Origin of the sequence: Paenibacillus taichungensis, assembly GCF_050994985.1 — a bacterium.
GTDB classification, from domain to species: domain Bacteria; phylum Bacillota; class Bacilli; order Paenibacillales; family Paenibacillaceae; genus Paenibacillus; species Paenibacillus taichungensis.
This window is the reverse complement of record NZ_CP194720.1, coordinates 6,781,187-6,803,916: the sequence shown is the minus strand read 5'-3', so window position 1 is coordinate 6,803,916 and position 22,730 is coordinate 6,781,187. Positions and strand designations below refer to the sequence as shown.

Here is a 22,730-nt window from a genome sequence, read left to right as displayed (position 1 = left end):
GCTTGTTCTGTTTATTTCCGTTTCGATCTATTATTTCACCAGTTGACCACGCGTTACGCCAAGCTGGTTTGTTGCTTTCAGTGTTTTCCAAACTTGTGTACCACTGATCTCGCCACGCAGAGCACGGTTGTACAGATCAATAACCTCGCGCACCTGCTCTGGAGTTTCCTCCAGGAATTCAACACGGTAACGGGATACACCCAGATCCATGAAGTTGGTCAGGTATTCAGCACCGGATTGTTCCACTGCATTATACACGGTATTACGGCAACCTTCGTCCACACGTACCGGGTGAGACATACCGATCCGGTCTTGCAAGGAAGCCCGGTGATCTTCACATGGACGTCCACAGTTGGTAAAGTCCGTTCCTTCACTCATAAACGTACAGTACACACAGTGCTCAGTATGGAACATCGGCAAATGCTGATGAATAACGACTTCCGTCTGACTTGTACGGGAGTGTCCCAGCAAATCAACCATTTGCTGAATGTTCAGGTCATAAGAAGGTGTAATCCAGTCACAACCTGCTTCCAGGAACAGTTCCACTGCTTTGTGATTGGCAATGTTGAGTGAGAAGTCACCGATCAATTCAGGATGCTTCGCATCCGGGTTCTCCATCCGGTGGCGCAAGTAGAAGTACAATGCACCCGTATTACGTACGAGCACAGCATCCGGCTGCAAACGCAGGATGTTGTTGTGATACCCGTTCTCGCCAGGCATATGAATGCGTGGTGTTGCCAACGCAATCTTGCGGCCTGCTGCACGAACAGCTTCCACCGCTGCCGGGAACTGCTTGATAAACTCGAAGTCAGCGTAGATCATGCCGACACCCGCTTCTAGCGCTGCCTCCACTTGTGGCAGGCTGCGGCAGAGCGCGGTCAACTCCGCATGACCGCGAGCAACTGGCGCTGCTGGTTTAACCGCATCGCCGTAGACTTCCACCGCCCGTTTCACGTAAACGGGCGGTTTAGGGCGCTCGCCCGCGAGTTGTTCCACCGCCTGACGGCGAATGTTATTCAACTCGCGCATCGGGATGATGACGTCACCGTGCAGGTTGACGTCCAATTCTTCCAGCTGGAACACAGTGCCGCCCAGACGTCCGAATTGCTCTTCGAGCAGTTCGTGCGTCATTGGACGCTTCTGGGCAATATCCAGTTCCATCTCGGAATTCACACGGACTGTCGTGCCCTTCTGCACGTCCGTCCACCATGTGCTAAGCGGCTGGCCTGGGCTGCCGATAACTTTTACGTTTACCGGGAAGATGCGATAAGGCTTCTCGGTTTCAAAGCTCTGACGCAGACGTTTGTCCAGCGCCGGATCATTCGTTTTCCATACTTTGTCGCCAACTTTCACGCGGCGCAGGTCCACGTCACTACGGCCTGGTACAACGTCCACGATCCAGCCTTCCTCGGCTTCGCCTTCAAGCTTCACGCCTTTGCGACGTACATCGTAGACACGTCCGCCCTCTTCCTTCTTCGTCGGATCTCCGGCATCAAATACGATTCCGTCTCCACGTTTCACTGGTGCATCCAGCTTCAGGACGACACCATCACGCAATACTTGGTCTACACGACCCAGATAGACGCCACGGCTTTTCGGGAATGTACCGTCAACCAGCTGTTTATTATTCGTTCCATCCAGGAAGCCGTGTGTGAATCCACGAGAGAAGCTCTGCTGCAATTCACGAACTTCTTCCTTACTTGGAGGAGTATTATCTCCATCAAAGTAACGGTCAATCGCTTTGCGGTATTTACTAACCACGTTGGCCACGTATTCCGGCGTTTTGAGACGTCCTTCGATTTTGAAGGAAGTTACGCCTGCTTCGATCAGTTCCGGCATCAAGTCAATCGCAGCCAGATCCTTCGGAGACAGCAGATACGCCACATCGCCCATTGGTTTATGCTCGCCATCCACCATCAGGTCGTACGGCAGACGACAAGCCTGTGCACATTCCCCACGGTTGGCGGAGCGTCCACCCCACATTTCAGATGTCAAACATTGCCCAGAATAAGATACACACAACGCACCGTGAACAAATACTTCCATCGGCAACTTCGCCTGTTCTCCGATCTTCTGGATCTGCTTCAGGTTGTTCTCCCGTCCAAGCACGACACGTTCCATATCAAACGGCTTCGTAAACTCCACCGCTTCCGGTGACGTAATCGTCATTTGGGTGGAACCGTGAATCGGGAAATCCGGCGAGATCTCGCGAATCATTTTGACCAGACCCAAATCCTGTACAATTACGGCATCCACACCTGCATCGACACAAGCATCAATCAGTTCTTTGGCATCCGTCAATTCATTTTCAAAAATCAATATATTAAAGGTCAAAAAACCTTTTACGCCATAACTGTGCAAAAACGCCATAATCTCTGGCAGCTCGTCCATACGGAAATTGTTCGCCCGTGCCCGTGCATTAAATTTTTCGACTCCGAAGAAAATCGCATCTGCGCCGTTGGCTACTGCCGAACGCATACAATCCCAGTCACCTGCGGGTGCCAGAAGCTCAACGTCTTCTCTTCGTATTGTTGCTGTTTTCATGTGTATCCTCCCCATAACCGGCATAGCCGGATTTCATCCCTGTACCCTGTACCTTAATTCCAGACGCCTGCATTATCACTGTATCGCTATATCTATACATTATGTCTGTATTGCCTGATTCCCAAGCCTACAGTCATTCTTATTTTTCAGAACAGCAGTCATAACTCCTGAACTAGTATAGTGTACCACTTCTGCAACGACTCTTCTACGCTTTCCTGAAAAAACCGTTTATCATTTTCATTTCCATCTCAACATGAAAAACCGGAAGGTCTCTTGACCCTCCGGCAACATACATCTATTTTATTTCAGTATTTCGCATTATTTGATAAAAGTAAATGAGTTCACGGCTTTTTCCAGCGCCGCTGCCTGGACTTCTGTCTTGTTGGCGTCATTCAGCCCGCTCGTAATGGTATACGTCGTTCCATTCTGTTCAAACACGATCTGACGTCCGGTATACGGCACACCATTGTCCACTTCATGATAGATAAAGGAAAACGCTGGCACACCCGCAAACGTCAACTCCTCACTGCTAAGCAACTTGAAGTTTTTACGTGTTTTGGTTGCTTCCGCATAGGCCTCTCTAAGTTGGCTGACGGTCATTTCAATGGATTTGTCCTCACTTGCGGCAATGGAGAATTGGCCACCTGTGAAGGTATACACGACAGGAGAATACTCAAACCGATCATTGTACGGCGTCCAGTAACGCGGAATATCTACACTGTAATGATAACGTTTGGACGTTCGTGTCACAGCTTTTGTTTTATCCGTCAAATACGGGTCTTCATCCAGCTGTCCGAAATTATCGGATACGGTATCAAAATCAATCTCGACACTCTTCATGATACGCTTAAACCATTCACGATCCTTCGTTTGCTCCTCAGGGAACGTATACTCTGCATAATAGCGATAGCCGTTTTTTTGCAAAAGAACATCGAACTCCGTCTGCCATCCATCGCCAAAGTTATAACGGAACTCATTCACCTCAGCAGTCTCGCCTGATACATCCATCGTATACGAGCCTATCGGTTCATAACTTTCCGGAGTGAACGTCTCACGCATCCATTTGTCCAGTTGGCCGCTCCACTCTTTGACCGTCGCACCTTTCGGTGCAGATGTAACACGTAGCTGCAGATATGCACCATCTTTGGCTTCGTATATCATCTGTGTGTTGTCCATAGACCAACCTGCTGGAATCTTCAGTTCAATGCCATAATCGTCATTCCAGGTAGAGCGCATACCCTCATCCACGGTTGAAAGATCCTTAATTGTACGATCGGACTGTGCATAAGTAGGCTGGAATGAATTAAGCAGCGCTGCACGTTTGCCCAGATCCTTGTAATTCAGTGCTTCATAATCGGCAAGGTATACGTCATATTGGCGACCATCATGGATATATTGACGCATTTCCCATAACACCCCGTCCGCATCTTTAACCACAATCCGGGCATAAGGGGTTTTCCCTTTGTCAATTGATTCCCGATCGAGCACCGTATCTCCGCTCTCTTTCGCTTCCTGAACAAGCTGCTGTAACAAATCATCCGAATCCAGATTAACATCCTGGTCACTCACATACACTTCAAGATAATAACTGCTGTCTTCCGCGCCAAATGTCATCATGCGCTCCTGCTCACCCGTTTGCAGAATCATGAGGTCAGATGGGTAATTAATGGACCAGCCGTAATAACTGTTACCAATTCTCGTTTTGCCTTCGTCCAGATTAATGCCGCCCTCGTCCTCATCAAACGATTCATCCGTTTGCAATAATCGAATGACCATTTCTCCTGAACTGCTTGGGGCAAGTGTAGCGCCAATCCCCGCCGCTACCGGGCGAAGTGGCACCATGAGAACGCCATTTACCATTTTTGGGGCAGTGCCCATCTCTTTTTTGACTCCATCCACCCAGGCAATCGAACTGCCAATGGTTAATGTGACAGTATGCGGGCCTTCCTTAACCTTGACCACATCATTCTTCTCCAGTCGGATCTCGCTACCAAAAGCTTTCTTGAATACACCGACAGGAACCATCGTAACCCCTTTGAACTTATATGGTTTGGCGATTGCCTGCTTGCTGCCATTGATATAGGCGCTCGTACTACCCGCTGTGATCCGCAGCTCACTTGTTATAAGATCGGATGCCCACGCAGGCAATGCCGCTCCAATGCTCAGCATCCCGGCTAACATTCCTGTGCTCAGCACACGTAAAAATGATTTTTTCATTCCGTTCATTCGTCCTCTCTGGATCCGGATTGCTCGCCGGGCTTTATTGATCTTCATCTACAGTGAACTGCTCATCTTCATCGTCTTGGAAATCCGCTCGATCAGCAAGGACCACCGTACGAGTGACAATATCGCCGTCCGTTTGCATTAACAGTTTGACCTTCTGTCCTGGCACATACGTTTTGAGCAGCTCATTGATATCCACCACAGAGGACACACGTGTGCCTGCCACACTGTATAACACATCTCCCTCTTTGATTTTGGCTTTCTTCGCTTGAGCTGACAGCACACCCGTAATCGTCAAAGGATCATCTGTAGGCAGGCCCACAATCGCTGACCAGCTCTCTTCCAGTTGCAGTCCAAGGCTTGCACGCTTAATTTTTCCGTATTCAAAGAACTGATTAATAATATATTGAACGGTATCTACTGGAATTGAAAATCCCATGCTCTCGATACCCACCGCTGAAAATTTCATAGAGTTAATACCAACAACTTCACCTTTGAGGTTGACCAGCGGTCCGCCGCTGTTGCCCGGATTAATGGCCGTATCTGTTTGAATCAACCGATAGGTGGCCTCCACTCCCCGATTAAGCCCACTGATTACGCCCACTGTCGCCGAGTTACGCAAAGAGAAGGAGATCGGTGTGCCGATGGCAATGACAGTCTCTCCAACGGTTGTTTGGGAAGCTTTGGCGAAGGTCGCCGGTTTAAGAGATTTGGCATTAATTTTAATTAGAGCGATATCGCTTAACGGGTCACTGTATGTTTTGGTGATTTTATATGTATTGCCATCGGTCGTCACGACCAACGGATCGATTAATCCATCAACCACATGGGCGTTCGTCACAATCCAGCCGTTAGAGCGGATGATCACGCCAGTGCCATGAGCCAGGTTATAACGGTCCGATGTGACGCCATCCTGTGATTCAGTAGATTTGCCGATGATGCCTACAACAGACGGAGATACTTTTTCAATTACTTTCGGGACTGCTTCGCTGCCCTTATACTGAAATGTTCCAGATTTGGCGTCATATTGCCCACTTCCTCCGAGGGCTTTAACTAAATCCTTTGAACTAACATATACTTGTCCATCTACCACTTTGGCTTGTATACTTGATGAAGACTCCGCTGCTCCAGCCGTTGCTGCAACACTGATCGAGAGCACAGCAGCCATCAGTATGGCTACACCCTTTTTCCCCAACACTCTCATTCTCTCACCTAACCCTCTCTATATATCCTCCGTTATGCAACCGAAACCATAGGATCCAACACTGAATCTCTTTCTCTATTATCTGCAATACCGGTATCCTCAAATTTAACATACAAATTATTCCTGTACAATCGCTTTAAGACCTAATTTCTATAGAGAAGGCCGTATTATCCACACCACTCTGCAAAACACAAAAAAACACCCTCCTAAATCCCATGGAAAGTGTTTGTCTGTTCTTCTACTTGCTGTTTTCAAATAAGTTCAGCGTTGTCTACGAACCAAACCAACCGGTAATCATGGCATAGTCCGTCAAAAGGAATACAAGCAGACTGACCACTGCAAATCCGATAGCAAACAAATTCTTCTTCGGTGCGCGAAGCAGACGAACCACTCCGATGAAAATCAGGATCGTAAATAAGATGACAAAAATATCAAACGCATTAAAATTTGAAGTACTCGCCGCGGCAGCTTCTGCAAACAGCATGGATAGACAGACCTCCTCACCATAGTTGAACAGCTAAACGCATACCCTAATATCTTCCTCTATGTTATCTGTACCCTGCTTGTAATGCAAGCCCTATCATCCAGAAAAATGAAAAAAATCCAGTTTGGCAGTAGATTGTTGGAATGCTTGCTCTACCGCATATGTAAACACTTTCACCGATTTCATATAAGATTGACACAACGGCAAAATATCAGAAAACCCTTCTTCTCGGAAGAAGAGGACATCGAATCATACATCGATGCGCCTACTTCATGAAAAGAAGGGTTAGATATTTAAAAACAAGCTGTAAACTGGAGCATTTACTCCGTCAATTGCAACGTCTTGCTTCGTTCCGTATCCCGCTCCAATACAGGCTTCAAGTACTTACCTGTATATGAGGCTTCCACTTTAATAATATCCTCTGGCGTACCTGTCGCAACAATGGTTCCGCCACCACTTCCACCTTCTGGACCCAGATCAACGATATAATCGGCTGTTTTGATAACATCCAGGTTATGCTCGATAACCAGTACCGATTCTCCCGAATCCACCAGACGGTGCAGGACGTTCAGCAGACGATCAATATCATCGACATGAAGACCGGTCGTTGGCTCGTCCAGAATATAGATGGTTTTACCCGTACTGCGACGATACAGCTCGGAAGCAAGCTTCACGCGTTGTGCTTCACCACCGGACAACGTTGTTGCAGGCTGTCCCAAGTTAATATAGCCCAACCCCACGTCGAGCAAGGTTTGCATTTTGCGATGAATTTTCGGAATGTTCTCGAAGAACTGCGTTGCATCCTCTACCGTCATTTCCAGCACATCTGCAATATTTCTATTTTTGTATTTGACTTCAAGGGTTTCGCGATTGTACCGTTTGCCTTTGCAGACCTCACAAGGCACGTAGACATCTGGCAGGAAGTGCATCTCAATTTTGATAATGCCGTCCCCGCGACATGCTTCACAACGACCACCTTTAATATTGAAACTAAATCTGCCTTTTTTGTATCCGCGCACTTTGGCTTCATTGGTCTGTGCAAACAGATCACGGATGTCATCAAAGACGCCTGTATAGGTAGCTGGGTTGGAACGTGGTGTCCGTCCGATTGGAGACTGGTCAATATCAATGACTTTATCGATATGTTCCAGACCGCGAATCTCTTTGTGCTGACCTGGGCGTACTCGTGCGCGGTTCAAATCACGCGCCAGCGTTTTATACAAAATCTCATTAATTAGCGTTGATTTACCCGAGCCGGATACACCCGTTACTGCGGTGAATACACCCACTGGAATTTTTACATTGAGGTTTTTCAGGTTATTTTCCTTCGCTCCACGCACTTCCAGCCAACGGTCCCCGACACTACGACGTTCCGTACGTACCGGAATAAACTTGCGCCCGCTCAGATATTGACCCGTTAACGAGTTCTCGTCATTCATGATTTCTTCCGGTGTGCCCTGAGACATGATGGTACCACCGTGGATACCTGCCCCAGGACCAATATCGATAATATAATCGGCGGCCATCATCGTATCCTCATCATGTTCAACCACGATCAGTGTGTTACCGATATCCCGCATATGAGCGAGAGTTGAGATCAGACGATCGTTATCCCGTTGATGCAGACCGATACTCGGCTCATCCAGAATATACAGTACACCCATCAGGCTGGAACCAATCTGTGTCGCCAGTCTGATCCGCTGGGCTTCACCACCGGACAACGTTCCTGCAGCACGGCTCAGGGTCAGATAATCTAGTCCTACGTTTACCAGGAAGCCGAGACGGCTGTTGATTTCTTTTAAAATAAGTTTAGCGATTATTTCTTCTTTTTCACTCAATTGCAGCGAGTCGAAGAAACGACCAGCTTCTCCAATGGACAAACTTGTCACATAAGCCATGTTGTGATCGTTAATCGTAACAGCAAGGCTTTCACGTTTCAGTCGCTGACCTTTACATGTTCCACAAGGCTTAGCACTCATATAACCTTCAATGAATTCACGGATACCTTCGGATGCTGTCTCACGGTAACGGCGCTCCAGATTATTCACAATACCCTCAAAGGTAACCAGTGCTTCTTTCCGTTGTCCAAAATCATTCTCGTACCGGAAACGAATTTTCTCCGTACCTGTACCCTGCAACAGCTTGTTCATTTGTTCAGCAGGCAAATCTTCTACAGGTACGTTTTGTGGAATGTTAAAGTGCTCGCATACCGATTTGAGGAACTGCGGATAATAGGTGGATGTGCCACCTGTCCAAGCATCAAACGCACCTTCTTCAATTGTTTTGCTGCGATCCGGTACTAACAGGTCCGGGTCAACAATCATTTTGACACCTAATCCATCACAATCCGGGCAGGCGCCAAATGGGCTGTTGAATGAAAACATGCGAGGCGCCAGCTCTTCAATACTGAACCCGCACACCGGGCAGGCAAAGTTGGAACTGAAACGCAGTTCTTCTTCACCCATAATATCTACCAGCAGTTGTCCACCGGACAGATTAAGTGCAGTCTCAATAGAGTCGGCCAAACGTGATTGCACATCTTCCTTGATCACGATCCGGTCAACCACAACTTCAATCGTATGTTTTTTGTTCTTCTCCAATTGAATATCTTCGGACAGATCACGTAACTCTCCGTTCACTCGAACACGGACAAAACCTTGTTTGGAGATATCGGAAAACACACTTTTGTGTTCACCCTTGCGTCCCGAGACAATCGGTGCCAGAATCTGCAACCGGGTCCGTTCAGGATATTGCATTATGCGGTCAACCATTTGTTCAACGGTCTGGGAGCTAATTTCCACGCCATGATCCGGACAATGAGGATGTCCCACACGTGCAAATAACAGACGCAGATAGTCATAGATTTCCGTAACGGTTCCCACGGTAGAACGCGGGTTACGACTTGTCGTTTTCTGATCTATGGAGATAGCCGGGGATAATCCTTCAATGGAATCAACGTCCGGTTTCTCCATCTGCCCCAGAAACTGTCGTGCATAAGCCGATAATGATTCAACGTAACGTCGCTGTCCTTCGGCATATATCGTATCAAAAGCCAGCGAGGACTTGCCTGAGCCACTCAGACCGGTCAATACAACAAAACGGTCACGCGGGATGGTGATATCAATGTTTTTGAGGTTATGCGCTCGCGCGCCTTTGATGACAATGTTCTCGCTCGCCAATGGTATTCATCCTTTCAATGTTGAAATTCCAACCTTTTTTAAAGGCTTTTCGATCCCTCCCAAACCCTCCCTTCCAAGGGAGGGCCCCAAAGGGCACAGCCCTCTGGACACCCGAAACAAGCGGTGCAATGGTGAATGGTCGGGTCTTGCTATGTGAAGGTTGTCGTGTGCCCGCAGCTTCGTCCAAGATCCCGGCCGATCGCCGGTCTCTTGGACGGCCGCTCTACCACGAGAGGGCGCTCACAGCTTCGCCTCGTTCGCGATGGTCGCCATTGCCTTCGGCTCGGCTCCCCTTAAACACCAGGACGCTCACGGCTTTGCCTCGTTCGCGAAGGTGGCCATTGCCTTTGGCTCGGCTCCCCTTAAACACCAGGGCGCTCACGGCTTCGCCTGCTCGCGATGGTCGCCATTGCCTTCGGCTCGGCTCCCGAGTACACGACTTCCAAATGTTTTCCTATAAACCTTTTAACCAATTTCAACTTTTCTATCAGTATAGACCTGATTTTAGGTTTTCAACATGTCTAATTATCGGTAGACATCACTGATTTCCTGACTCAACAAGAGAACGGCCACCCGGCCGTTCTCTTGTTGCAGATCTATCCTTACTGCGACACATTCATTACTGTGCCTCTATCTTAAACTTATGCTGTCTGTCTTAATAAGCTATTCTGCGCGCAGTTCCAGCAAAGCATCGCGAAGTTCAGCAGCACGCTCAAACTGCAAGTTTTTGGCTGCGTCTTTCATCTCTGCCTCTAGGCGCTGAATAAGTGACTGACGTTCCTTCTTCGACATCTTCTCGGCAGCGCCTGTAAGATAGTCTTTCTTGGATTCGGCAACTTTGGTTGCTTCAATCACATCACGCACTTTTTTACGTATCGTCTGTGGTGTAATGCCATGCTCTTCGTTATATTCAATCTGGATTGCACGACGGCGTTCCGTTTCCTTAATGGCCTTATCCATCGAATCCGTCACTTTGTCACCATACAGAATGACTCTACCTTCGCTGTTCCGCGCTGCCCGACCAATCGTTTGGATCAGTGAGCGTTCCGAGCGTAGGAAGCCTTCTTTGTCGGCATCCAAAATGGCTACCAGAGAAACTTCTGGAAGATCGAGACCTTCCCGGAGCAAGTTGATTCCGATAAGAACATGGAAAACCCCTAGCCTTAGATCACGCAGGATCGCCATACGCTCCAACGTCTTGATCTCGGAGTGCAAATAACGAACCTTGATTCCGATCTCCTTCAGATAATCTGTTAAATCCTCGGACATCTTCTTCGTTAATGTTGTGATCAGGACCCGCTCATCCTTCGCAATCCGGTCATTAATCTCACCAATCAGGTCATCAATCTGCCCCTTCGTTGGACGCAGTTCAATAATTGGATCAAGCAGACCGGTTGGACGAATGATCTGTTGTACCATCGTATCTGTATGCTCTATCTCGTATGGACCTGGTGTCGCGGATACATAGATGATCTGATTCATCTTTTCTTCGAACTCTTCGAATTTGAGCGGACGGTTATCCAAGGCAGATGGCAGACGGAATCCGTGATCAACCAGCACAGTCTTACGTGCTTGGTCACCGTTATACATTGCACGGATCTGTGGCAACGTCACGTGGGACTCATCGACCACAATCAACATGTCATCCGGGAAATAGTCCATCAGTGTGTAAGGTGTATCGCCACGTTCACGGAACGTCAGTGGTCCGGAATAGTTCTCAATCCCTGAACAGAACCCAACTTCCTTCATCATCTCGATATCGTAACGTGTACGTTGCTCCAGTCGCTGAGCCTCCAGCAATTTCCCCTGTTCTCTCAGCACTTCAAGACGCTCTTCCAGTTCACGCTCAATGTTCACCAGCGCGACACGCATCGTCTCTTCTTGGGTTACGAAGTGAGATGCCGGGAAGATCGCGATATGTTCACGTTCGCCAACCAATTCTCCAGTTAACACGTCAATCTCCGTAATCTTTTCAATCTCATCACCGAACAATTCCACCCGAATCGCATGTTCACCCTTTGATGCAGGGAAAATCTCGATAACGTCGCCACGGACGCGGAACGTGCCACGCACAAAGTTAATGTCATTACGCTGATATTGAATCTCTACCAGACGAGACAAAATCTGATTGCGTGGTTTCTCCATCCCTACCCGTAGGGACAGAAGCATGCTGGAATACGAATGCGGCGAACCCAAACCATAGATGCAGGATACACTCGCTACAATAATGACATCCCTGCGTTCAAACAATGAACTCGTAGCCGCATGGCGCAACTTATCGATCTCTTCATTGATACTTGAATCCTTCTCGATATACGTATCCGAGGAAGGAATATAGGCTTCTGGCTGAAAGTAATCGTAGTAACTGACAAAATACTCAACCATGTTATTCGGAAAAAAGTCTTTGAACTCACTTGCAAGCTGTGCTGCCAGCGTTTTATTGTGGGCAATAATCAGCGTGGGACGTTGCAGCTTGGCAATCGTCTGTGCAATGGTGAACGTCTTACCCGTACCGGTTGCACCCAGCAGCGTCTGATATCTCTTCCCTTCCTGAACACCCTTCACCAATTCTTCAATGGCTACCGGCTGATCACCTTGGGGAGAAAACTCTGACTCGATTTCGAACGTTTTGTCGCTCATTATAATATCGCTCATTGCCGTATCTCACCCTATCGTCTAAAATAATAGTCACTATATATTGTCGAAGTTCCCCGAATTTTCATATGGGAAAACTTATAGTAATAAGAATATTTGTTCCCGTTTAATTATACCTCGTCTGTGCAAGTGATGCAATCGCGAACTAAAGATAGGAGTGGGTTAATTTATGGATATTGCGACACTTATCGGCATTATTGCCGGGATTGCCGCAGTCATTAGTGGTTTCTTATGGGAAGGTGGCCAATTATCCGGTCTGATGCAAAAGACCGCTGCTCTAATTGTATTTGGTGGAACGATCGCCGCAGTTGTTGCCAGTTTCCCTGCACATCGGCTGCGTACGATTCCTGCTGCCCTCCGCATGGCCTTTGGGCGTAACAACAATGACTCAAGCCAGTGGGTTGAAGAACTTGTAGATATGTCTTCCATTGCTCGCCGCTCAGGCGTACTTGCACTGGAACGAAAAGTAATGGACCATCCGCATCCATTTTTGCAAGATGGTATTCAAATGGTTGTCGATGGCACAGATCAGGATGTTGTTCGCCAGATCATGGAGATGGAGATTGATTCCGTCGAACAAAAATATGAAGGTTATGCCAAAATTTTTGAATCAGCAGGCGGTTATGCTCCAACGATGGGTATCATTGGTACCGTGATGGGACTTATTCAGGTACTTGGCAGTCTGACCGATCCTACCGGACTCGGACCAGCAATTGCTGTTGCCTTTACCGCAACCCTTTACGGGGTCGCCAGTGCCAATCTTATCTTTTTACCCATTGCTTCTAAAATTAAATCCCGTGGAGCAGACGAAATTCAAACGATGGAAATGCTGCTAGAAGGCGTACTATCCATCCAGAACGGGGAAAACCCTCAGCTTGTGCGTAAACGGCTCGAGTCCTTTACACTTACTCACCGCCAAATTACACGTCCTGTAGTGAAGGAGGGATTGGATGAGTCGGCGCAGTAAACGGCGCGGAAAACGTGAACCTGGAGATCATCGAGATCGCTGGATGATTACCTATGCCGATCTCATTACCCTGCTACTGATCTTTTTTGTGATCATGTATGCCATGAGCAATCTGGATTCTGGTAAATACGATGTGGTTACTCAATCGTTGCAAAATACTTTCAACCAATCCAATTCCCTGCTTGATCAAGGGGAAGGCCTTGGTGGTACAGCTGGACAAGCCATTACCAAAAATCCACCTTCTCAGATTCAGGGTGAAGATCCCGGAGAAGGCGAAGGTTCTCCTTCCGGCTCCGAGACAGGTACGCCAGATGATGAAGATCAGCCACTTACGGAGCGTGAAGAGCAATTCAGATCACAGGAGCAGGAACTGCAAAATCTGTTCAATGTGATTACCCAGTATATCGAAGACAATAAACTGGAAAATCAGATTTTTGTTGCGGACAAGCCGCAAGGCATCTCTATCACACTCAGCGACCGCTTCCTGTTTGATCAGGGAAAGGCGGCACTCAAAAGTGATGCTGCACCCACACTGAGCAAATTGGCAAGTCTGTTCCGCGATTTGAGTACAGTTGTCAGCATTGAAGGGCATACGGATAACGTTCCTGTCGGAGCAAACGCTACCTATAAAGATAATTGGGAGCTTTCCGGGGAACGTGCACTGTCTGTATTGCGTTTTTTTCTCGACAAAGAAAAGCTTGACCCTGACGGATTTCAATATGCCGGATACGCGGATACGCGCCCAACTGGGGATAATACTACCGCCGCAGGACGGCAAAAAAATAGACGTGTGGAAATCACTGTCTTGCGTCAACTCCAGCCTTAACTTCCAACATTTCGTATGAAGCATCCTTGCTTTATTATAAAAAGCACGTTCTTACTGAATTCGATTCAGCAGAACGTGCTTTTTGTTTATACTTCTATCTCTTATTGCTAAACGACAGATCCCTTATTTTCTTCGTTGTACAGTAATGGCACACGATGTGATTACCTTCATCATACAAACGATCAACACATTACGCATCTACGCCTGGCTGGCTGGGACGAAGAATCGCAGAACCCACCGTCAGCAAAATGGCTGCCATGCCAAACAGTATCAGCAGCGGCATTGTGATATCCGACAACGTACCACCAGCAGAGATCGTTTCCACCGCTTGAATCGCCCATTTCTGCGGAACAAAATTAGCAAGTTTTTGCATGTAATCCGGCATGATCGACAGCGGCCAGAAACAGCCACCAATCATACACGTCGGTGTGATAATCAGTGAATTCAGCATAGTTGCATTTTTGGATTCACGAATCAAACCGGCAACCGTACTCGCAATCCCCATGGAGACCAGCATAAATGCGGCCAGAATGAGAAGATGGATGCCAAATGGAAGCCCCGCATCATAATGTAGCCCCCATCTGCTAATCACCAGCACCAAAACAATTTGGATCAAACCGATCGCAAAACTTCCCAAAAAATTGCCCAGTGCAATTTCATAAGCGCGGACCGGCGCCGTGTAGACTCTGGCCATCGTCCGCTTCCTGCGGTCTTCCATAATAACAGCAACTGTACTGGTCAGCAGACCCATCATGAACATAATTGTAAATCCGGTTACGTTGTTCAAACCCGGTTTTGGATAAATCTTCAGCTCAGTTGCTTCACCCGAAATTTGATGTTTACCAAGTTCAATTAACAGCTCTTTAAATTTTGCTTGGGCCAGAGCTGGATCAGGAGTCTCACCCGATGCCGCATCTGTTGCTGCCAATACTGCCGAAGCAGATTGATTCAATCCCGCCGCCAAACCTTCAACAGCAGCTCTAAGCGTATAAGAGCTTTCACTGACACGAAGTTCTACCAGCTGGATTTCAGGCTGTTTGTCTTGCAGTAAATTGTCCGTGTAATGCGCCGGGATGACGAGTCCTGAACTCCCCCTTTGCTGCGCGATGGCTTCATTAACTTCCCCAACGGTTTTCATGGGTTTGAGCAAATATTCCTCTTTGCGGCCAAGCTCATCCAAGATCCATCTGCCTGCTGCACCCTGATCCTCGTTTACATAAGGAATGACTGCACGCGTTCCCTCCTCGCTCCCAAACAGCGCAATTGTTCCTGTGACGACAAGGCAAGGAAGAAGAAAGAATGTGATGAAACCACGTTTGCGCAATATCGTGCGCCGGATCATCAGCCAGGCAATATTCAGGCTATTCATAGCGATATCCCGCCTTTCTATAGATCAGTCCCGCTGCCGCCACCATTACCGCACATACCGAACCAAGCATCATGATGCTGTACATAATCTCACTTAAGGGAGCGTTCAGCATCATCCGCAGAAAACTTTGCAAAGCCCAGTGGTTTACCGTAAATTCGCTTATTCGCTGTACAAAACCAACGGCAATGGGTGTAAATCCACCGCTAATAAATGTCATGGCAATAATGATGCCTTGAAGAGCGGCGCTTGCGGATGCGGAATTCTTGAAAAGCAGGGCAACAATCACGCCGAGAGTCATGGAAGCCAGCGTAATCAGCACACAGATTAGAACAATTAGCCAGGGATGTGTGCCCCAGTTCACACCATATAACCAATGTGTCGCCAGTACGATGATGATGGCCTGCAAGAAAGCAATTAGGCTATTGCCTGCAATTTTCCCTGCAAAAATGACCCCATTGCCGATTGGAGCTGCTTGTAAGCGAGTTAGCGTTTTTTTATCTCTTTCACCAAACAGACTGTTGCTGGTTGTCATACCTGAGTAAAGCATGAACATGGCGAGCATGGAAGCTGCATAATATTGTGAAGCACTATAAGAGGTACCAACTTCTCCGGGACTGCTGACGGCTATATATGAAGAGCTCGTTCTATTAGTTTGTGAATGCTCAGCCATTGCAGCTACTGCGTCAGGACCTAACACTTTCGCCGCAGCGACCTTTCTGTTCAGTTCATCCGTGAACCGCGTAAACAAAGTCTCACCTACAACATTGAGCGTGCCATCTTTCCCCAGTATCCATTGCAACCTTGCCTCTCCCCCCTTCATGACCTGCTCTTCCAGATCTGATGGGACGATTACAGCAAAATCCAGATCACCACGTCGCAGTGCACTTACAGCCTCTTTTTCCGTAGAAATGTTCTGCACCTTCATCATCTCGGCTACCGCCGGGGATGTCACAAATGTATTTAGTGCCTTACTGATTGCATCCGAACCGGAATTTTTTTCAGTTTGAATGATCCCTACTCTCACCGGGTCAGGAATGGCTTCTTTTGCCGTTCCCATTGTACTGGAAAGTGCAGTACCCAATATAAAGATGAGCAGCAGCGGCAGAATAAACAGATTCAGCAGAACGGAGCGAATTCTCAGAATCCGTCTTAACTCAAAGATGCAGATATGCCATATGTTCATCTGAATCCTCCTAGTCCCGAAGCGTACGTCCGGTCAGATTAAGGAAGAGCGTTTCCAGATCAGGCTCTTCGACCTTGAGCGATTGAATGGAGATTTCATGTTTGCTGCAAATGAAGAGCATATCCTGTAGGTCCTGCTGTGCAGAAGGCAGCGTAATGGTCAATGTATCGTCTGATACTTCTACCGCACGCACACGGGGATGAAGTTTTAACTCCTCCACAACGTCGTGACCAATGCCCGAAGTGGTGAGCACTATTTTTTCCTCAGATGCAACTCGTTCTCTCAGCTCTGCTTCGGTGCCACAGGCAATGATGTGCCCCTGATCCATAATCGCTACCCGATGACTGATTGCAGCAACTTCCTCCATGTAATGACTTGTATAAATAATGGTTGACCCCATCTGATTAAGCGTACGGACCGACTCCAAAATATGATTCCGTGATTGCGGGTCAATGCCCACTGTTGGTTCATCCATAATGATTAAATCCGGCCGATGCATAATGGCACACGCAATGTTCAGCCTGCGTTTCATACCGCCAGAGAAAGTGGACGGGGCATCCTTCGCTTTGTCCTGCAAACCTACAAATTCGAGGGATTCCTGCACCCTTTCTTTAAGCATTTTTCCACGAAGTCCATATAGTCGGGCAAAAAAAGTGACATTCTCCGCAGCGGTCATCGTTTCGTATAGAGCCAGATCCTGTGGTACCAGCCCTATTTTGCGTTTTACTTCAAGCGGCCGCTCCTTGACTGATATGCCATCCAACCGAATTTCACCCTGATCCATATTTAAAAGACCGGCAATCATGCTAATGGTAGTACTTTTCCCAGCTCCATTGGGTCCAAGCAATCCAAAAATTTCACCTTTACAGACACTCAGATTTAAATGATCCACTGACAGCTTGCTACCGTATCGTTTCACGACGTGATCCACTTCAAGCATAGCCATAGATTATACACTCCTCTTCCGTCCAGCTTCCTGCGACTGGATTTTCATATCTGTATTGTAACGAATTGTGATCCTCTGCGAAGGTACGAAAGGTCATGAAACAAAGGTGACTTAAGTCATCTTCGGTTGGGAAAACTGCCTATGATATAATCGACATACATTACCGGAAGGTATACCTTCACTTCTAAAATAAAGGATGTCTCTGACATATGCCGATGCGGTTGCTGCAATACGGTTTACTCATAGTTCCTGCGGTCCTGTACATTCTGGTGCTACCCCTGGAACAAGAAGATAGCTATACTCTGTATATTATCATTGCGCTAGGACTCGCGGTGTGGAAAGACTTCTCCCGTTCAAGTATGCAGCTTTTGCTGCTCGCGGCCGAAATCCTCTTCAGCTGCTGGCTGATCGCTCTATATGGCCCATTTATGTTTTTCCTCTCCTTATCTGCGCTTTATGTGTACATGTACAGACTGGATAGGACCCAGCGATGGTTAATGCTCGCCATTCAGCTTATAGCCAGCAATATTGCGCTACATTGGTATTACGCCCCACCACAGGAGCTTCATGCGTGGCTTACACTTCACACCAACACGGCCATTCCTTTTAGCTTCACCCAAGAGACAATGGCTCGGGTTGCAGGTAACTTGCTCCTGCTCATCACCGCAACACTCTCTTGGCAGGGGTCTAGAAGCGCGAGCAGTCGTGGGCAGCTTGAACAGGTGTACGATGAGCTGCGAAGTAAACATTACGAGCTTCAGGAGGCACGCGAACAATTGCTGCAATTCACGAAGCAGCTTGAAGGAGCGGCACAGGTTGAGGAGCGTACCCGGATATCCCGACAGCTTCATGATGATATTGGTCATCGCCTGATTCGTACTAAAATGATGTCTGAGGCAGCCCTCTTGACCCTCCCTATACATCCTGAACAGGGCACAGAAATGGTGAGACAGATTCGGGATCAATTGGCCTCCAGTATGGATGACATGCGCACCACGCTTCACAAATTGCGGCCTGACTCTTATATATCCGATGCCTATGCATTAGATCGTCTGCTTGAAGACGTTGGCCGGGAAACAGGTGTGAAAACGCGTTACGAAGTGCGTGGGCATTCACATGCACTCTATCCCAGTATGCAGATTGTCTTGTACAAAAATGCCAAAGAAGCCGTGACCAATGCACTCCGTCATGGTAATGCCACTACGATTAGTGTGGAACTGGAATTTGGAGAAAGAGAAATCTGTATGTCCATCAGCAACGATGGGAAGATCCATACCTTTACCACCAAGGAACAAACGAAAGGCAGACGTGAAGGATCACGTGCTAACCCGGGCTTAAAAGCAGAGTCTACAGGACTCGGCATGGGACTTGAAGGAATGCGTCTACGCACACAGCTGGTTGGTGGAAAACTGGAGATCAAGTCGGACTATCCATATACGGTGATTACACGCCTGCCTATGGCGAACAAAGCTGAACTGATCTGAACTGATCTGAAAAAGGAAGTGATTTGCTCATGTCAGACCTGAATGAATTAAATAACTCGAGCCATTCTGTTCACCCTGAGTCCATTCGGCTGATGCTTGCGGATGATGATTCCTTTATCCGTGAAAGTCTCAAAGTCCTGCTTGGACTCGATCCCGGCATTACCGTTACAGGTACAGCTTCAAACGGCCGGGAAGCTCTGGAACTGCTGGAGTCCGGAACAATTGCCGACGTTGTACTTATGGATATTCGCATGCCAGATTGTGATGGAGTTGAAGGTACCCGAATCATTAAAACACGTTTCCCTGACGTGCGTGTACTGATGCTTACTACGTTTGACGATGATGAGTATATTATCCAGGCTTTGCAAAACGGAGCCAGCGGTTATTTACTTAAAAATGTGCCACCTGACCGGATCATTCAGGGCATCAAGACTGTACATAACGGGGATATGTTGATTCATCCCGATATTGCTCGTAAGCTCGCGAGTCTACTCCGTCCTGCTGCAGCGCCTCAGACACATGAACCCATTGACTCTTACGGACTAACCCGTATGGAAATGGCTGTTGCAGAGGCTATATCAGAAGGGCTGTCCAATAAAGAAATTGCCGCAAAGCTATTCTTGAGTGAGGGCACAGTCAAAAACTATGTTACGGATATTCTCGGCAAGCTTAGTTTGCGCGACCGGACTCAGATCGCCATTTTCATGTTAAAAAAGTAGCAAAAAGGGTATTTCCCTCGCCTAATTAGGCGAGGGAAATACCCTTTCTTCATTACATCTCTACAGATCTTTGCTCCCCCGCCGGGGCGGGCGGCAGTGCCAGCGGAGCCTCAACATCAAGCTGATCTTTCCGACGTCGTGCGAACAATTTGAGACTTACGATATGAAACAGAGTTAGCGGACGCAAGCGGAGCGCCCAGGCTTCATGATTGTCCGGAGCCATAAGCACCCCGAGCTGGTGATGCTCACCTTCATAGATCGCCCGTTGCATGAACTTGCTCTCACCCTGATGATTACGTACCTCCAGCTTACAAAATGCCGGATTCATCCGCAATGCGCGATGTAATTGCTCAGGCGAATGCACCAATACGCCGTTCACCTTGTACAAGGTCTCCCCTGCTTCAATTCCCAGTTCTTCCGCAGGACTATCAGGAATGACGCCCAGCACCTTCAAGCCGTGCTCAGGGTGTACAAACAGCGGGCTGCGGTTTTGCTCCTCAAAGCCGCTGTACCACACCAGGAACTCATGCCCAATGAAAGCAGCCAATGCTGCGACAACCATGAGTGGAGACCACCACGCAGCCAGGAGGCTGAGCACAAGTAGCCCTGTCCCATATAACAGCAATCGTTTTGCGGAAATCTGGACTTTTTTCCCGGGGAGCATACTTTGCGTAACTTCTCCAAATCCCAGCATAATCGGCAGCGCAACCAGCATGTAGCCATTCCCTCCGCTGATCAGGGCAGTCCATGGCAATTCCGCCCCGCCCGTAACTGGAACCATAATCAGTAGCGGAATCGGCCAGAAATGTTGCAACTGGTATCCTCCAACGAGCTTGCCTCGTTTACCTTCGAAGAGCAGAGGAGATGCCATCGATACCCCTTGCATACGTACCATCAGTGCTTCACCGATATGTAATACAGCTGCGAGCACAAGCAGTGCGGGCATATCCAGTGCACGTAATGCTTCAGTGACACTTCCCATCCATCCTGCCGGCTGCCAGCCCGAAGCCATATTTAAACCAAACTGCAACACACCAAGCAAACCTGCAGCATAAGCAAAACATAAGTATCGGATACGGAATAATGCCAGGAATAACGTAGCTGCCCATATACAGATCAGGCTGCTCAGTGTAAGATGTGCCCCGAGAAACAGCGATATAACGGAGACCATTACACCGATCACAATACCTCCAAGTACTGCACGAATGGTCTGTGTGATCGAGCTTTGCAAACGAACGTGGAACAATTTACGTTCCTGTAAGAGTTGACGATGATAAACGAGAGCAATCAAGATTACCGCAATATAATAAAACGGCTGAATAAACAACTGCAACAATGCTTCTCCTAATGTGGTCAACCATGGCCAAGCCCATTCCATTGTGGACGGTCACCCCTCTCCTTCAGCCGGTTCAGAAAAAAAGAAGGCTGAAAATCAGCCTTCTTTATGGCTTCGACACTGCGGACGAAATATCCTTTGAGACATTTTCGATCGCGCGCTTCAGCTGTGCATCATATTGAGGATTGGCAATGCGTTCAATCAGAGCCGCTTCCAGTGATTCCGCGGTTTTCTCATCAATCTGGCCAGTTGCCTGAATGCCTTTTTGTTTCTGGAATGCTTTGACCGCTTCTTCTGTCTTCTGGTCATAGTATCCGTCCACACGATCCGGCTTAAAGTCAAGTCCTCTCAGCATCGTCTGCGCACTTTTCACATCCGTGCTATTGCTGTCGTATTTCAAAGGTAATTTTTCTTTGTTGATTGGTGCCACCGAGAAGTAATCTGGCTGGTTCACAGCGATATCGGGTTTGATCCCTTTTTCATGAATCCAGTCTCCGTTCGGAGTCAGCCATTTCGCGATGGTGATTTTCAGCAGGCTGCCATCACCCATTTGCTTGTCATAACTCGTCTGTACGGTTCCTTTACCAAAGGAGTTTTCCCCAACCAGCGTTGCGCCTGCCGACTGTTGCAATGCACCAGCCAAAATTTCCGATGCACTCGCGCTTCCTTTGTTCATCAATACCGTAATTGGGTACGATTTACCTGATCCGTTCGATTTGCTTTGTTCCTTCTTACCGTTCTTGTCTTCGACTTGAACAATAACTTTGCCTTTCGGAACAAATTGCTCTGCAATATCAATAACGACCTGTAAAACACCACCCGGGTCATTACGAACATCAATGATCAAGCCCTTCATGTTCTGCTTCTCCAGCTTCGCCAGTTCTTCCTTAAAGCGATCTCCTGTGTTCAGCGAGAATTGGGTGATTGTAATCACACCAACACCGTTATCCTCCATGTGGGCGTACACCGTCTCCAGATCAATGTCATCACGCACAATGACAAATTCAATCAGCTCGGAAGATCCAGCACGTTTAACCTGTACCTTCGCTTCACTGCCTTTTGGACCTCTGATTTTGTTAACGGCTTTGTTCAGTTCCAACCCTTGAAGGGATTCACCGTTCACGGACATGATCATGTCTTTCGCGCGAATACCCGCTTTCTCGGCAGGTGATCCTTTGATCGGTGATACCACTACCACATTTCCATCCTGTGAGGATACCTCTGCGCCGATTCCGGTAAATGAACCTTCAATCGACTCCTCGAACTGGGCTGCTGTTTCCTGCCCCATATAGTTGGAGTACGGATCACCAAGGGATTCCATCATGCCGTTGATCGCACCATCAATCAGTTTGGTTCGATCCACATCTTTATAGTAGTTGCTTGAGATCAAATCCATCGCGGTTTCAATCTTCTTCAAATCGTTCTTCTGCTGCGAACTGCCTGTAACGCTGGCGAGCAATCCTTCACCAGGTGTCGTTTGTGCCAGACCAGGTGAACTCATCAGCACCAGCGTAAGCAGGCTGCCTCCGAGAAGGGCTACAATGACAAGCAGCAGGGCCGATCTTTTCTTCATCATCCGTTTGTCACCGCCTTTAGTATTGAAGCGTGTCA

The 22,730-nt window shown here is 47.9% G+C and carries 15 protein-coding genes; 4 read left to right on the top strand and 11 right to left on the bottom strand.

Features of this window, described 5'->3' with window-relative positions; all coding sequences use genetic code 11:
* Positions 1 to 30: 30 nt before the first annotated feature.
* The 6 genes from ACR1R9_RS30515 to uvrB all read right to left on the bottom strand — a co-directional run bounded on the left by ACR1R9_RS30515 (position 31) and on the right by uvrB (position 12,289).
* Positions 31 to 2,544 carry a U32 family peptidase gene (locus ACR1R9_RS30515; RefSeq protein ID WP_408892876.1) on the bottom strand — a complete coding sequence of 838 codons (2,514 nt, stop codon included), beginning with the start codon at positions 2,542 to 2,544 and terminating at the stop codon, positions 31 to 33.
* Between the two features lie 318 nt (positions 2,545 to 2,862).
* Positions 2,863 to 4,761: a stalk domain-containing protein gene (locus ACR1R9_RS30510; protein WP_433921990.1), complete on the bottom strand. Its 1,899-nt coding sequence runs from the start codon at positions 4,759 to 4,761 to the stop codon at positions 2,863 to 2,865.
* Between the two features lie 43 nt (positions 4,762 to 4,804).
* The gene (locus ACR1R9_RS30505; RefSeq protein WP_433921991.1) at positions 4,805 to 5,971 is read right to left on the bottom strand and encodes a S1C family serine protease; all 1,167 of its coding nucleotides are present in this window, start codon (positions 5,969 to 5,971) and stop codon (positions 4,805 to 4,807) included.
* A 271-nt stretch (positions 5,972 to 6,242) separates the two neighbouring features.
* Positions 6,243 to 6,455, bottom strand: a complete 213-nt coding sequence (locus tag ACR1R9_RS30500; protein WP_076287653.1) for a hypothetical protein — start codon at positions 6,453 to 6,455, stop codon at positions 6,243 to 6,245.
* Positions 6,456 to 6,775: 320 nt separating this feature from the next.
* The gene (gene uvrA / locus ACR1R9_RS30495; RefSeq protein ID WP_090903588.1) at positions 6,776 to 9,634 is read right to left on the bottom strand and encodes an excinuclease ABC subunit UvrA; all 2,859 of its coding nucleotides are present in this window, start codon (positions 9,632 to 9,634) and stop codon (positions 6,776 to 6,778) included.
* Positions 9,635 to 10,297: 663 nt separating this feature from the next.
* On the bottom strand, positions 10,298 to 12,289 hold the full coding sequence (gene uvrB / locus ACR1R9_RS30490; RefSeq protein ID WP_310854915.1) for an excinuclease ABC subunit UvrB: 1,992 nt from the start codon (positions 12,287 to 12,289) through the stop codon (positions 10,298 to 10,300).
* A gap of 169 nt (positions 12,290 to 12,458) precedes the next feature.
* Between uvrB and ACR1R9_RS30485 the strand changes: the two genes are divergently transcribed.
* Both ACR1R9_RS30485 and ACR1R9_RS30480 read left to right on the top strand, forming a co-directional pair.
* Positions 12,459 to 13,256, top strand: a complete 798-nt coding sequence (locus ACR1R9_RS30485; protein WP_072733566.1) for a flagellar motor protein — start codon at positions 12,459 to 12,461, stop codon at positions 13,254 to 13,256.
* Positions 13,240 to 14,082, top strand: a complete 843-nt coding sequence (locus ACR1R9_RS30480) for a flagellar motor protein MotB (protein ID WP_099859229.1) — start codon at positions 13,240 to 13,242, stop codon at positions 14,080 to 14,082. The genes ACR1R9_RS30485 and ACR1R9_RS30480 overlap by 17 nt, the downstream gene beginning before the upstream one ends.
* A gap of 190 nt (positions 14,083 to 14,272) precedes the next feature.
* Here ACR1R9_RS30480 and ACR1R9_RS30475 read toward each other — a convergent pair whose 3' ends face one another.
* From ACR1R9_RS30475 to ACR1R9_RS30465, 3 genes are read right to left on the bottom strand one after another with little or no spacing between them, the layout of a single operon-like run.
* Entirely contained in the window at positions 14,273 to 15,451 is a 1,179-nt protein-coding gene (locus ACR1R9_RS30475; protein WP_076287648.1) for an ABC transporter permease, read from the bottom strand.
* Complete coding sequence (locus ACR1R9_RS30470; protein WP_433921992.1) at positions 15,444 to 16,634, bottom strand: ABC transporter permease; 1,191 nt, start codon at positions 16,632 to 16,634, stop codon at positions 15,444 to 15,446. Before ACR1R9_RS30470 ends, ACR1R9_RS30475 begins: the two co-directional genes overlap by 8 nt.
* 10 nt (positions 16,635 to 16,644) lie before the next feature.
* A complete protein-coding gene (locus ACR1R9_RS30465; protein ID WP_433921993.1) occupies positions 16,645 to 17,580 on the bottom strand; it encodes an ABC transporter ATP-binding protein in 936 nt (311 codons plus the stop codon).
* A gap of 209 nt (positions 17,581 to 17,789) precedes the next feature.
* Here ACR1R9_RS30465 and ACR1R9_RS30460 point away from each other — a divergent pair, with 209 nt between their 5' ends.
* Positions 17,790 to 19,064, top strand: coding sequence for a sensor histidine kinase (locus tag ACR1R9_RS30460; protein WP_433921994.1), 1,275 nt, complete (start codon positions 17,790 to 17,792; stop codon positions 19,062 to 19,064).
* A gap of 29 nt (positions 19,065 to 19,093) precedes the next feature.
* Entirely contained in the window at positions 19,094 to 19,783 is a 690-nt protein-coding gene (locus tag ACR1R9_RS30455) for a response regulator (protein ID WP_099859224.1), read from the top strand.
* Positions 19,784 to 19,835: 52 nt separating this feature from the next.
* Here ACR1R9_RS30455 and ACR1R9_RS30450 read toward each other — a convergent pair whose 3' ends face one another.
* Both ACR1R9_RS30450 and ACR1R9_RS30445 read right to left on the bottom strand, forming a co-directional pair.
* Entirely contained in the window at positions 19,836 to 21,161 is a 1,326-nt protein-coding gene (locus ACR1R9_RS30450) for a PDZ domain-containing protein (protein WP_433921995.1), read from the bottom strand.
* Between the two features lie 64 nt (positions 21,162 to 21,225).
* Complete coding sequence (locus tag ACR1R9_RS30445; protein ID WP_076287642.1) at positions 21,226 to 22,695, bottom strand: S41 family peptidase; 1,470 nt, start codon at positions 22,693 to 22,695, stop codon at positions 21,226 to 21,228.
* Positions 22,696 to 22,730 lie beyond the last annotated feature (35 nt).